We start from the raw sequence: 12301 nt of genomic DNA on the forward strand, positions 1-12301 counted from the left end.
CTTCTCTCCTGAAGGATTTTTCTCTGCTACTCAGAGTACCGCACTTTACGGAAAATTCCGTATCACCGCATCTTTTTGTGACCTCTACTACACTATTTCATTCAGGAAAGTGACATTGACTGGAGAAATATGGACGAACAAACGCCGCGATTTTCGTTGAACGTGCTAACAATTAACACCCATAAAGGCTTTAATGCGTTTAATCGCCGCTTTATTTTGCCTGAATTGCGCGAAGCGGTACGCAGCGTCAATGCCGATATCGTTTGTCTGCAGGAGGTGATGGGGGCGCATGAAATTCACCCGTTGAATATTAAGAACTGGCCGGAGACCCCACACTATGAATTCCTTGCCGACACGATATGGAACGATTTCGCCTACGGGCGTAACGCGGTCTACCCACAAGGGCATCATGGCAATGCGGTGCTCTCACGTTTTCCCATCGCGCATTACCAGAATCTTGATGTATCCGTCGGCGACAGTGAAAAACGCGGTCTGCTCTACTGCCGCATCGTGCCGCCAGAAAGCGGGATAACCCTTCATCTGATTTGCGTACATCTGGGACTGCGCGCGAATCAGCGCCAGGCTCAGATGACCATGCTGGCGGATTGGGTGAACAGTTTGCCTGCGGGCGACCCGGTGGTGGTCGCAGGTGATTTTAACGACTGGCGACAGCAGGCTAATCGGCAGCTAAAAGTCCAGGCCGGGCTGGAGGAGATCTTCACCCGCGCCAGAGGGCGTCCGGCGCGTACTTTCCCGGTCAACTTCCCGCTGCTGCGCCTCGATCGCATCTACGTCAAAAATGCGCACGCCAGCCAGCCGAAGACGCTAGCCCTGAAACAGTGGCGTCATTTGTCCGATCATGCACCGCTTAGCGTGGAGATACATCTGTGAAATGCAGCTGGCAGGAAGGAAACCGCATTCAGCTATTAGAAAACGGCGACAATTATTATCCGGCGGTCTTTTCCGCGATTGGCCGCGCACAGCAGCGGGTCATTCTCGAATCTTTTATCTGGTTTGAGGATGACGTCGGCAGGCAGCTCCATGCCGTGTTGCTGAAAGCCGCCCAGCGCGGGGTGCGCGTTGAAGTTCTGCTGGACGGTTACGGTTCGCCCGATTTAAGCGACGATTTTGTCGGCGAGCTAACCTCGGCGGGGGTCATTTTCCGCTACTACGATCCGCGCCCGCGCCTGCTCGGTATGCGTACCAACCTGTTTCGCCGGATGCACCGAAAAATTGTGGTTATCGACGACGTTGTCGCCTTTGTCGGCGGAATTAACTACTCCGCTGAGCATATGACCGACTACGGCCCGGAGGCCAAACAGGATTACGCCGTTCAGGTTGAGGGCCCGGTGGTGCTCGATATCCTGCAATTTGAACTTGAAAACCTGCCCACCAGCGAAGCCACGCGACGCTGGTGGCGTCGTCGTCGGCATAAGCCTGAAATCAACCGTAATCCCGGCGAAGCCCAGGCGCTATTTATCTGGCGAGATAACCAGGAACACCGCGACGCTATCGAACGTCACTATCTGAAGATGCTGACCAGCGCGCGCCGGGAGGTGATTATCGCCAACGCCTACTTCTTTCCAGGCTATCGGCTGCTGCACGCCATGCGCAACGCCGCCCGCCGCGGCGTTAGCGTAAAATTAATCGTTCAGGGTGAGCCGGATATCCCGATAGTCAAATTCGGCGCTCGCCTGCTCTATCACTATCTGGTCAAAGGCGGCGTGCAGATTTTCGAATATCGCCGCCGCCCGCTACACGGTAAAGTGGCGCTGGCGGACGACCACTGGGCCACCGTCGGCTCCAGCAATCTCGACCCGCTTAGCCTGTCGCTGAATCTGGAAGCCAACCTGATCATCCACGACCGCGAATTTAACCAGACGCTGCGCGACAATCTCAACGGCCTGATTGCCAACGACTGTCGTCAGGTTGATAAAAGCATTTTGTCGAAGCGGACCTGGTGGCGGCTTGGCGTTAGCGTGCTGGCGTTCCACTTCCTGCGCCACTTTCCGGCCTGGGTGGGCTGGCTACCGGCCCACACTCCGCTCCTGTCGCGCGTTCAGCCGCCGGTACAGCCAGAAATAGAAACGCAGGATCGCGTTGAGACGGAAAACCAGGAGGTGAAGCCCTGATGGCGAAATCGCACCCTCGCTGGCGGATGGCGAAAAAAATCCTCACGGTGCTGTTTTTTATCGCCGTTGCGGTGCTTCTTGTGGTCTATGCGCAAAAAATTAACTGGCAGGAAGTGTGGAAAGTCATTCGCGATTACAACCGCACCGCCTTGCTCAGCGCGATAGGCCTGGTTATCACCAGCTACCTGATTTATGGCTGTTATGACCTGCTCGGGCGCGTGTATTGCGGCCATAAGCTGGCAAAGCGCCAGGTGATGCTGGTGTCATTTATTTGCTACGCCTTTAACCTGACGCTGAGCACCTGGGTGGGCGGTATCGGCATGCGCTACCGGCTCTACTCGCGTCTGGGCCTGAGCGGTGGAACCATTACCCGCATCTTTTCGCTGAGCATCACCACCAACTGGCTGGGCTATATTCTGCTCGGCGGCATCATCTTTAGCGCCGGCATGATACAAGTCCCCGAACGCTGGTATATCAGCCAGCAATCGCTGCAAATTCTGGGCATCGTTTTGCTGCTGATTTCCGCGTTTTATCTGTGGGCCTGCACTTTTGCTAAAAAGCGTCATCTGACGATAAAAGGCCAGCGCCTGGTGCTGCCCTCCTGGCGATTCGCGCTGTTGCAGATGGCAGTTTCCACCCTGAACTGGATGGCGATGGGGGCAATAATCTGGCTGCTGTTAGGCCAACAGGTTGACTACTTCCTCGTGCTCGGGGTGCTGTTGGTGAGCAGTATTGCCGGGGTTATCGTGCATATCCCCGCCGGGATTGGCGTGCTCGAAGCGGTATTTATCGCCATGCTCTCGGGGGAAGATATCTCGCGCGGGGCGATTATTGCCGCCCTACTCGCTTATCGCGCGCTGTACTATTTTATACCGCTGCTGCTGGCGACCTTTGGTTACTTAATTCTGGAAAGTCGGGCAAAGCATCTGCGGGAGAAAAATCAGCGTAAACTGGCGGGAGAATAGAAAAAACCCCGGTCGCGTTGACCGGGGCTACAGTTTCGTGCGGTTTGTTCCCGGGTCGCGCTGCTGTATGACCGGATACATAGGTGACAGATCAGACCGGGAACATAGGTAACACTTTTTAGTCTATCCGGAGCACACTCTGGTTTTTTTGGTCATAGTACGCAAGCGTTATTCCATTAAAGATGATGGCTTCCAGGCCATCATCTTGTTCTTTCAGCATAATGTACTCGTCAGTCAGCGCTTCACTCAGGAACACCGCCCCCTTTTTACCCATATAAAGTGTTCCCCTCGATTTCACCCTGTAGACCGTGCCTCCTGCCGGATACACATATTCCGGAACACTGCCATCCCATTGTCGGCCCGACGGTTGCCACACCGTTCCGGGCGTTGCGCCTGCCAGGGCTTCATGCGGCCTCTCGTGGTTAAACTCTTCCCGGTAGTCACTGAACCACCGCTGTTGTTCTGCCATCGTCATGAAGGTGTTGCCATATTTCACCGCACTTTTCAGGGAGCGATGCATTCGCTCATGGCGGCCATTTTCTTCCGGATGACCCTTTCTGATACGTTCCGGTCTGATGCCCAGCTTGATTAGCCAGACGGCAAGACGGCTTAATCCGGCTATACCTGTTCCCGCAAAGGGTTGACCGTTATCAGTTCTGAGGACTTCCGGCAGGCCATATTCCAGGAACGCATCAGTCAGGCACTCTCTGACAAAGGATTCACTCTCCCGGAATGTTCCACGGCAGCTCAGCAGATATCGGCTGTGATTGTCGGTCAGAGTGAAGGGATGGCAGTACTCTCTGCTCAGCAACCTGAACTTGCCTTTAAAATCAGCGCTCCAGACCTGATTGTTCTCAGTGATGAGGGTCAGGGGCTGGCGATTACCCGGTGTTCTGCGTTTTCTCTTTTTATCCGGGACCAGGCCTTCACGCTTGAGGATATCGCCGATAGTGCTGGCAGCAGGTACGGTAAAATCGACATGGTGATTGAGCAACCACATCCGCAGTTTTTTAGGCCCCCAGTCAGGGTGTTTTTGACGCAGGGCAGTCAGATGCCCGACGATATCATCAGGAACAGTCCGGGAGTGGGAGTGGGGAGCGCGTGAGCGGTCAGAGAGAGATGAGAGGTCAGAAGGGTCAAAACGTTCAAGCCATTTATAGCCAGTTTTTCGGCTGATGCCGAAAAGACGGCAAAGAGCAGAGAAGGAGCCCGTACCTGCATGGCAGGCACGGATAAAATCAAGACGTTGCATAGGTCGGGTCTCAGTCCAGGGCATAGTGAGTCTCCTCTTCTATGTCAGTTATAACTGTTACCCATGTATCCGGTCTAAAGTGTTACCCATGTTTCCGGTTCATACCCTGCGCTTACCCGGGCTACGGGTCCGCCGCTCTCTGCAATCCGGGAAGGGTTTAGCGGCGGTTGCCGAAAATACGCAGCAGCATCAGGAACAGGTTGATAAAGTCCAGATACAGCGTCAGAGCGCCAAGAATCGAGTATTTACGCAGCATTGACGCATCGCGAACATCAATCTGCTCGCCAATGTTTTTCAGCTTCTGGGTGTCATAAGCCGTTAAGCCGACGAAGATAACGACCCCGATATAGGTCACAGCCCACATCAGCGCTTCGCTCTTCAGCCAGAAGTTGACCAGTGACGCCAGTAAAATACCAATCAGCCCCATAAACAGCATATTGCCGAAGCCGCTGAGATCGCGTTTGGTGGTGTAACCGTAGAGGCTCATCGCGCCAAACATCCCGCCTGCGACCACAAAAGTGCTGGCGATTGACGAGTAGGTATAGACGATGAAAATGCTCGATAGCGTTAATCCAGTTAGCGCCGAATAGAGCATAAATAGCGTCGTCGCCATCCCGGCGCTAAGCCGTTGCACCATGCCTGAGAGCACGAAGACCAGCCCCAGCTGTGCGATAATCAGCCCGTAAAAGGTGATTTTGCTGGAAAACACAAACATCATGACCGCTGGGGTATTAGCGGCAAACCACGCGATAAACGCTGTGAGCAGCAGCCCGACCGTCATCCAGCCATAAACCTGCGCCATATAAGTTTGCAGGCCGCTGCGGCCCTGCACGATTGAATCGGAACGAGGGTATCTGTCCATGACTATCTCCTGATTAACGAAATTTATCCTCTAAGCGTACCACACTACCAGCGTTCTGCCGCCTGTCTGTCGCTATCACGCGCATCGACCCAGCGCTCCCCTTCCGGCGTTGCTTCACGCTTCCAGAACGGGGCTCGAGTTTTCAGATAATCCATAATGAATTCCCCGGCCGCAAACGCGCTGCTGCGATGGGCGCTAGTGACGCCGACAAAGACAATTTCTTCGCCAGGCCACATCTCCCCGATGCGGTGAATCACCGTTACCCGCCCCAGCGGCCAGCGCTCGCGCGCCAGTTCGACAATTTCCGCCAACGATTTTTCGGTCATACCTGGATAGTGCTCAAGAGTCAGCGCTTTCACGCTATCGCCCAGGTTATGGTTGCGCACTTTGCCAGTGAAAGTCACCACCGCGCCGTCTTCATCGCGTTCGGCAAGCCACGGATATTCGTCACCAACCTTAAAACGCTCATGGCTGACCACAATACGGGTTTGCGTCATCTTAACCTCCGGTAACCGGCGGGAAGAATGCCACTTCATCACCGGCTACCAGCGGATGATCAAACGAGGTCAGCGTCTGATTCACCGCCGCCAGCAGCTTGCCCTCTTCCAGCGCCAGCGCCCAGCGGTCGCCACGCGCAACCAACTGTTGGCGAACGGCTTCAACCGTGGAAAGCCCGTTCGGCTCGAGAGTCAGGGAATCGGTGCCGAGCAGTTCGCGCACCTGAGCAAAAAATAGAACGTTAATCATGGGCATCTTCCACTCTGAAATCGCCGGACTTGCCGCCGCTCTTCGCCAGCAGGCGCACCGGACCAATCACCATATCTTTCTGCACCGCTTTGCACATATCGTAAATCGTCAGCGCGGCGACGGAAGCGGCAGTTAACGCTTCCATTTCCACGCCGGTTTTACCGGTCAAACGGCACAAGGATTCGATACGCACCCGGTTATGTTCCGGCTGCGCCTGTAGATTGACTTCAACTTTGCTCAACATCAGCGGGTGGCACAGCGGGATCAGCTCCCAGGTACGTTTGGCCGCCTGGATCCCGGCGATTCGTGCGGTGGCGAAAACGTCGCCTTTGTGATGGCTACCGTCGATAATCATGGCAAGCGTCGTCGCCTGCATTTCAACGTAGGCCTCGGCGCGCGCTTCGCGAACCGTCTCCGCTTTCGCCGAGACATCGACCATGTGCGCTTCGCCCGCGGCGTTAATATGGGTCAGTTGCGACATAAATTACTTCTTAAGATGAGAGATAAAGTTGCACGGACGGGTGCGGGCATCGAGCTGCGGCGCAATAATATTGTCCCACGCGGTATGGCAAGCTTTGGTTGAGCCGGGCATCGCGAAAATCAGCGTGCGGTTCGCCACCCCGGCAACGGCACGGGATTGCAGGGTCGAGGTACCAATCTCTTCAAAAGAGAGCATCCGAAACACTTCGCCGAAGCCTTCAACTTCGCGGTCAAACAGCGGCAGCAGCGCTTCCGGCGCCTGATCGCCCTCGGTAAAACCGGTGCCGCCGGTGATCAACACCACCTGCACGTCATCGCCGGCGATCCACGCCGATACCTGGGCGCGAATGGCATAACGGTTCTCTTTAACTATCGCCTTATCGACGACGGTGTGCCCCGCTTCCTGCGCCGCATCACGCAGCCAGTGACCGGAGGTGTCATCTTCTTCGCCACGACGGCTGGAAACGGTGAGAATAGCAATACGGGTCGGGATAAACTCAGCGCTGGCCTGACTCATCTGTTCGCTCCTTAAAATGAATTATCCGCCAATATACGACAGGTTCTGCGTAATACCGGTGTTGCCCTGATGCAGGAAATGGGTTTGTTTTTTATGCGTTAACGCTTCAGAAATCCGCGCTTCCAGCTCGGCCTGCTGCTCTTCTTCAGCAAGCAGATCGCGCAGATCAACGCCACCTTCGCCAAACAGGCACAGGTGCAGTTTGCCAACGGACGAGACGCGCAGGCGGTTGCAGGTGGCGCAGAAATCTTTCTCATACGGCATGATCAGGCCGATTTCACCGGCATAATCCGGATGGCAAAAGACCTGCGCCGGGCCGTCGCTACGCTGGCGAATCTGATGGATCCAGCCGCGGCGCAGCAGCTCGTCGCGCAGCACCATGCCTGAGATATGATGGCGGCGGAACAGGTCGCTGCCCTCACCGGTTTCCATTAGCTCAATAAAACGCAGTTGAATGCGGCGCGGTTGGATCCACGCCAGAAAGGTGTCGAGCTGGTGATGATTAACGTCGCGCATCAGCACGGTGTTGACTTTAACTTTCTCAAAGCCTGCGGCAAAGGCGGCATCGATGCCGTCCATTACCTGGCGAAATTTATCCTGGCCGGTAATGGCGTGAAACTGGCGGGCATCGAGGCTATCCACGCTGACGTTAATCGCCGTCAGCCCGGCATCGCGCCAATTTTCAACATCGCGCGCCAGCCGGTAGCCGTTGGTAGTGACCGCAATCTGACGAATAGAGGGATTTTCCCGCACGGCGGCAATAATGTCGGTAAAATCACGACGTAGCGAAGGTTCACCACCGGTCAGGCGGACCTTTTCCGTGCCGAGTGCTGAAAATGCACGCGTGACGCGACGAACTTCATCGACGCTGAGAAAGCCTTTATTGGTGACGGCGCCGGGCTTGTAGCCATCGGGCAGACAGTAGGTGCAACGAAAGTTACACACGTCGGTAATAGACAGGCGCAGATAGTAAAACTTCCGCGCAAATGCATCGGTAAGCTGTGAAGCCATAGACACCTTTCCAAATACGGGAGACGCGGTCATTTCTTTCCGCGCCCTGGCGACAACCGGGGCTGTCACGGCCAAAGCACCATATCTTGCGACACAGGCACAGAGGCTAGAGTGTTAGTGGGTTACACCAAATAGTAGCGCGTTAAGTGTGGCTTCGCCATACCCACATTTCGTTATGTATCAATGTATATAGCGGATATATATAGCTTTTTTTACGCTAAGTTAGTGAGAACACAGCGTAATCCCTCGTTCTGCATTCGCCCTCCACCCGATACAAAAACGTCAGGTATTTTATGGTTACCCTTCAAAAAGTGATATTCTCGCCGCAGAAGCAAGGAAAGAGACTTATTCAATGGAAATAATAAGTTAACAGTTAACAATCGGTCTACAAAGGACGCAACATTACGATGAACCGATCTCTTCACGTTATCCTGGCCATGCTCACGCTTTGCAGCGGTTCCATTTTCGCCGCCGAGCCGTGTATTCACTACGCCCAGGAGGTCAAACTCAGTGGATATGTTGAGGTCAGAACCTTTTTTGGCCCGCCCAATTACGGCGAGAACCCAAAAACGGATAGCCGCCAGGTGCAAAGTATGCTCTTCCTGGATGAGCCTGTCTGTGCAACAGCAGCCCCGAATGCCGCCCAGTATGATGAAGATGAAAGAGATCAAATAGAGGTGACGTTACGCACCGAAAGCCCCTCCAGCGCGTTAACTTCTCTCGCCGGTAAACACGTCACGGTGACCGGCAAACTTGAGCATGCCGAGACCGGACATGACAACAGCAAGCTTATTTTGTCCTCAGCGAAACTGATTGAGAGCACGGAAAGAAAAGCCATTCTGGACGCCCTTCGTCCACAGGCTGCAAGCCAGGCCGGACAGGCGGTACGTATAAAAGTCGATCGCTTAAATATCAGCAACGAATGGGCCATTCTGGTCGGGGAAATCGTCGCACCTGAGGGGCAAAAGCTCGACTGGTCGCGGGCTAAAGACTGCGACTCAGACCTGGATAAAATGCTGTGGGTCATCCTGAATAAAACTACTGGGCAGTGGCGCGTAAAAGAAATGACGATCTGTGCGTCAGAGCCGCCATGGTGGTATTTCAAAGATGCCGATCTCACTCTCCCCTGCGAAGTTTATGCCGGACTGGAGTCTGTGGATGAAAACCAGCGGTTTGACGATCTGGCGGCACGTTGCAGGGCACTCAAAACCAATACCACCGTGACAGAAAATCGCAATAAAATCAGCCCCTGACGCAAGATTAATGATGACAAGGCCTTCCGGGCCCTGTCATCCCGCATCATTATCGTCGATATACAGCACCACCTGTTTCTCAAAGTCGCCGCCGCCGTATTCAAGGTACTGCTGCAAGGTTAACAATCCCCTACGTTTCGCCAGCCGCCATTTGCAGTAATGTCCTTCCCATTCATCAACAGGCGCACCGAACAGCAGAGTCAGGCGCGTCTTTAAATCCTGATAATGCTTTTTGATATTATCGGCGTAGTCAGACTCCAGAAACTCATACTCTCCCCACTCGTCTTCTGTGTAATAGACGTCGGCAAGCGTGATAATTGCGCCAAACTTTATGTCATCTTTTTCGACCCTGTCAGCGTCAAAGTCATACTCCTCGCCTTCGAACTGCGCCCCGCTGCCGCCAATTTTATTCACCAGCACAAAAGGCCGAGGCCTGGCTGCAATCAGCGCGTTAACCGCATCACCAAGCGTTGCGCCAGGGTAAATTTCCGCCGGTGAAATACTAAAGAAGAGATAAGGCATCCAGACTTTCTGCTCATCGAAGATGCGGATAACCTGCTGTTGAGCATTTTTCAGAACGGCGGTTTGCCGCGCCCGATCAAACAAAAGCGTCGCTACCGTCTTCCCTTCTGGGTCCACATACTCAAGCTCATGGCGGGAGATAATAAACACCGTCGTATTGCTGCTGGCAAAACCAACAATAGCGTTTTGCGTATCGACGACCGGTTCCATCCACCGTCGCTGATGAATAAGTTTACCCTGCGCCGTCAGAATGCCCCAGTGCCCTTCGACTGTTCTCACGATGGCTGCGCCCACCGGGTAAAAATCGGTACCGTAGCTCAATAACGTCGAAGTCAGCGATCTACCGTTCACGAGATGGGTATAGCTGACGTAGAGACCGCCTTTACCGCCGGTCCGGACGATGCTGTGAGCGATTTTCGGTACCTCCGTCGTTTCAATTTCCAGCACCCGTTCGCCGTGAGCATTGTAAAATGCGCACAGCTCTTCGCCGCGCCAGCGCTGGGCACAGCAAAATCCGCTGTCATCGTAGTGAGAAATAAGATCGTAAACAGGCTCGACAACCCAGCCCCCGCGTTTATCAATCAGCCCGTACCGGCCTGATTCATCAGAAAAAGGGGCGATACCCTGGTCTGAAAAACCCTCGCCATTTCCTTCGCGAATCGAAAAGGTAAACTCACCGCGGGTGTTAATGTAGCCCGTGAAAATACAATTTCCCGCCAGACGATGAAAGCAGGCCATACCGCTGGAGCTGAATTCATCAAACCACTCTCTTTCGAGGGCATCCGAGTGGGGTAAATGAATTTCCGACCGTTCGCCGTAGACATTCAACAGCAGGAATTGGCCTTGCTGAGTCATGCCGATGGACAAGCCGCCCACCGTCGGGGTCAGGGTGTGGTAAGTGCAAGGAATGACCAGCTCACCCGCGCGGTTGACGATCCCCCATCTACCGCCGTCGCAAACCCGCGCCACTCCATCGCGATTAAACGCGCGAACATCATCAAAGCATGGCGCAATAATCCACTCTCCGGTGACAGAGAGAAGCCCCGACTTGCCATTTCCCTGCTTAATTGACAGCCAGGGCGCACCACCGTCCGCAGGCGCGCCCTGATAATCGCAATGTGAGTACAGAAACGATCTCTCTTCTCCATGACGATTCAGGTAAAGCCTAATTTTTGGCTGGCCATAGCGAACGGGGATATCCAGCTCAGACAGTGTTTCCATGATTAACTCAGGTCGACTCAGTTGAAAATACAGAGGAGTTTCTGTCGCCAGGCGGCAGAGAATTAACTCACGCCGGGAAAGCGGGCTGAATTACCGGCTAATATTATCACTGTGTGACACCCCCACTTTTAGCAAATAGCCATGTCCAGAGCGTGCTATACCCTAAATAATTCGAGTTACAGGAAGGCGGCGACGCAGTGAATCCCCAGGAGCTTACTCCGGTAAGTGACTGGGGTGAACGAGGAAAGCCAACGCACATGCAACTTGAAGTATGACGGGTATACACAACAGATGTCAGAGGCCGGGCATCGTTTTTTAACAAGAGATCGGTTACTGTGAGCCCGATTAATTGATAGAAGGGATTTTTATGCGCAATCGTACTTTCGCCGATCTTGATCGCGTTGTGGCTCTGGGCGGCGGACATGGGCTGGGCCGGGTAATGTCATCACTCTCCTCCCTTGGCTCACGCCTGACCGGTATTGTCACCACCACCGATAACGGCGGTTCCACAGGGCGAATTCGCCGCGCGGAAGGTGGCATCGCCTGGGGAGATATGCGCAACTGTATTAATCAGCTTATTGCCGAACCCAGCGTGGCGTCGGCGATGTTTGAATATCGTTTTAGCGGTAACGGCGAACTCTCCGGACATAACCTCGGAAATCTGATGTTAAAGGCGCTGGATCACCTGAGCGTACGGCCTCTTGAAGCGATCAATCTGATCAGAAATCTGCTTAAAGTCGACGCGCTGCTGATTCCCATGTCGGAACAACCGGTCGACCTGATGGCGATTGACCACGAAGGGCATGAAGTATACGGCGAAGTGAATATTGACCAGCTCGCCTGCGTGCCGCGCGAACTGATGCTCTCCCCACCGGTTCCCACTACTCGCGAAGCGATAGAGGCGATTGCCGAAGCCGATTTAATTCTTATCGGACCAGGTAGCTTCTATACCAGCCTGATGCCGATTATTTTGCTCGATGAGATGGCGCAGGCGCTGCGCCGCACGCCCGCACCGATGGTGTTTATCGATAACCTTGGTAAAGAACATAGCCCTGCCGCCAGCCTGGCACTGGCGGACCGGGTGGCCATTATGGAGCAACATATCGGCAAGCGGGTGATTGACGCGTTAGTGATCGGCCCGAAAGCGGACACCACAGGTATTGAACATCGGGTGGTTATCCAGACGCCGCTGGACGCCAGCGATGTCCCTTATCGCCACGATCGGCAGCTATTACGCAGCGCGCTGGAAAAAGCGATCCAGGAGTTAGGCTAATTCTCAAGGCAGCGTTATTCTGGCCACCAATCCAGCCAGGCTTAAAATCTTAAGGTTGTCTTAAAA

General features: G+C 54.2%; 13 protein-coding genes and 1 riboswitch. Of the genes, 5 read left to right on the plus strand and 8 right to left on the minus strand.

Annotated elements, in window-relative coordinates; genetic code table 11:
* The first annotated feature begins 129 nt into the window (after nt 1-129).
* From HV213_RS19280 to HV213_RS19290, 3 genes are read left to right on the plus strand one after another with little or no spacing between them, the layout of a single operon-like run.
* Nucleotides 130-891 carry an endonuclease/exonuclease/phosphatase family protein gene (locus HV213_RS19280; RefSeq protein WP_181482932.1) on the plus strand — a complete coding sequence of 254 codons (762 nt, stop codon included), beginning with the start codon at nt 130-132 and terminating at the stop codon, nt 889-891.
* A complete protein-coding gene (gene clsB, locus HV213_RS19285; RefSeq protein ID WP_181482933.1) occupies nt 888-2132 on the plus strand; it encodes a cardiolipin synthase ClsB in 1245 nt (414 codons plus the stop codon). The genes HV213_RS19280 and clsB overlap by 4 nt, the downstream gene beginning before the upstream one ends.
* Nucleotides 2132-3097: a lysylphosphatidylglycerol synthase domain-containing protein gene (locus HV213_RS19290; protein ID WP_181482934.1), complete on the plus strand. Its 966-nt coding sequence runs from the start codon at nt 2132-2134 to the stop codon at nt 3095-3097. Before clsB ends, HV213_RS19290 begins: the two co-directional genes overlap by 1 nt.
* A gap of 118 nt (nt 3098-3215) precedes the next feature.
* Here HV213_RS19290 and HV213_RS19295 read toward each other — a convergent pair whose 3' ends face one another.
* The 7 genes from HV213_RS19295 to moaA form a co-directional block, all read right to left on the minus strand.
* On the minus strand, nt 3216-4373 hold the full coding sequence (locus tag HV213_RS19295) for an integrase core domain-containing protein (protein WP_181482744.1): 1158 nt from the start codon (nt 4371-4373) through the stop codon (nt 3216-3218).
* Nucleotides 4374-4506: 133 nt separating this feature from the next.
* Complete coding sequence (locus tag HV213_RS19300) at nt 4507-5211, minus strand: Bax inhibitor-1/YccA family protein (protein ID WP_110276765.1); 705 nt, start codon at nt 5209-5211, stop codon at nt 4507-4509.
* A gap of 44 nt (nt 5212-5255) precedes the next feature.
* Entirely contained in the window at nt 5256-5708 is a 453-nt protein-coding gene (gene moaE / locus HV213_RS19305; protein WP_110276766.1) for a molybdopterin synthase catalytic subunit MoaE, read from the minus strand.
* Nucleotide 5709: 1 nt separating this feature from the next.
* A complete protein-coding gene (moaD, locus tag HV213_RS19310) occupies nt 5710-5958 on the minus strand; it encodes a molybdopterin synthase sulfur carrier subunit (protein ID WP_181482935.1) in 249 nt (82 codons plus the stop codon).
* Nucleotides 5951-6439, minus strand: a complete 489-nt coding sequence (moaC, locus tag HV213_RS19315) for a cyclic pyranopterin monophosphate synthase MoaC (RefSeq protein WP_181482936.1) — start codon at nt 6437-6439, stop codon at nt 5951-5953. The genes moaD and moaC overlap by 8 nt, the downstream gene beginning before the upstream one ends.
* A 3-nt stretch (nt 6440-6442) precedes the next feature.
* Nucleotides 6443-6955 carry a molybdenum cofactor biosynthesis protein B gene (moaB, locus tag HV213_RS19320; RefSeq protein WP_181482937.1) on the minus strand — a complete coding sequence of 171 codons (513 nt, stop codon included), beginning with the start codon at nt 6953-6955 and terminating at the stop codon, nt 6443-6445.
* A gap of 21 nt (nt 6956-6976) precedes the next feature.
* Entirely contained in the window at nt 6977-7966 is a 990-nt protein-coding gene (gene moaA, locus HV213_RS19325) for a GTP 3',8-cyclase MoaA (protein WP_181482938.1), read from the minus strand.
* Nucleotides 7954-8092: riboswitch (molybdenum cofactor riboswitch) on the minus strand. It overlaps the preceding gene by 13 nt.
* A gap of 281 nt (nt 8093-8373) precedes the next feature.
* Here moaA and HV213_RS19330 point away from each other — a divergent pair.
* Nucleotides 8374-9219 (plus strand): DUF4431 domain-containing protein, encoded by an 846-nt coding sequence (locus HV213_RS19330; RefSeq protein ID WP_181482939.1) that lies wholly within the window; start codon nt 8374-8376, stop codon nt 9217-9219.
* 36 nt (nt 9220-9255) lie between these two features.
* On the opposite strand, the gene HV213_RS19335 is transcribed toward HV213_RS19330, so the two are convergent.
* A complete protein-coding gene (locus HV213_RS19335; RefSeq protein ID WP_181482940.1) occupies nt 9256-10962 on the minus strand; it encodes a WG repeat-containing protein in 1707 nt (568 codons plus the stop codon).
* Nucleotides 10963-11329: 367 nt separating this feature from the next.
* Here HV213_RS19335 and yvcK point away from each other — a divergent pair, with 367 nt between their 5' ends.
* Complete coding sequence (gene yvcK, locus HV213_RS19340; protein WP_181482941.1) at nt 11330-12235, plus strand: uridine diphosphate-N-acetylglucosamine-binding protein YvcK; 906 nt, start codon at nt 11330-11332, stop codon at nt 12233-12235.
* Nucleotides 12236-12301: the final 66 nt, after the last annotated feature.

The organism is Klebsiella sp. RHBSTW-00484 (genome assembly GCF_013705725.1).
Lineage (GTDB): Bacteria > Pseudomonadota > Gammaproteobacteria > Enterobacterales > Enterobacteriaceae > Klebsiella.

Coding starts and splice junctions, on each gene's coding strand:
- HV213_RS19290 (WP_181482934.1), top strand. CDS start 2,132: ATGGCGAAATCGCACCCTCGCTGGCGGATGGCGAAAAAAATCCTCACG.
- moaE (WP_110276766.1), bottom strand. CDS start 5,708: ATGACGCAAACCCGTATTGTGGTCAGCCATGAGCGTTTTAAGGTTGGT.
- moaC (WP_181482936.1), bottom strand. CDS start 6,439: ATGTCGCAACTGACCCATATTAACGCCGCGGGCGAAGCGCACATGGTC.
- yvcK (WP_181482941.1), top strand. CDS start 11,330: ATGCGCAATCGTACTTTCGCCGATCTTGATCGCGTTGTGGCTCTGGGC.
- moaD (WP_181482935.1), bottom strand. CDS start 5,958: ATGATTAACGTTCTATTTTTTGCTCAGGTGCGCGAACTGCTCGGCACC.
- HV213_RS19330 (WP_181482939.1), top strand. CDS start 8,374: ATGAACCGATCTCTTCACGTTATCCTGGCCATGCTCACGCTTTGCAGC.
- HV213_RS19295 (WP_181482744.1), bottom strand. CDS start 4,373: ATGCCCTGGACTGAGACCCGACCTATGCAACGTCTTGATTTTATCCGT.
- moaA (WP_181482938.1), bottom strand. CDS start 7,966: ATGGCTTCACAGCTTACCGATGCATTTGCGCGGAAGTTTTACTATCTG.
- HV213_RS19335 (WP_181482940.1), bottom strand. CDS start 10,962: ATGGAAACACTGTCTGAGCTGGATATCCCCGTTCGCTATGGCCAGCCA.
- HV213_RS19280 (WP_181482932.1), top strand. CDS start 130: ATGGACGAACAAACGCCGCGATTTTCGTTGAACGTGCTAACAATTAAC.
- HV213_RS19300 (WP_110276765.1), bottom strand. CDS start 5,211: ATGGACAGATACCCTCGTTCCGATTCAATCGTGCAGGGCCGCAGCGGC.
- moaB (WP_181482937.1), bottom strand. CDS start 6,955: ATGAGTCAGGCCAGCGCTGAGTTTATCCCGACCCGTATTGCTATTCTC.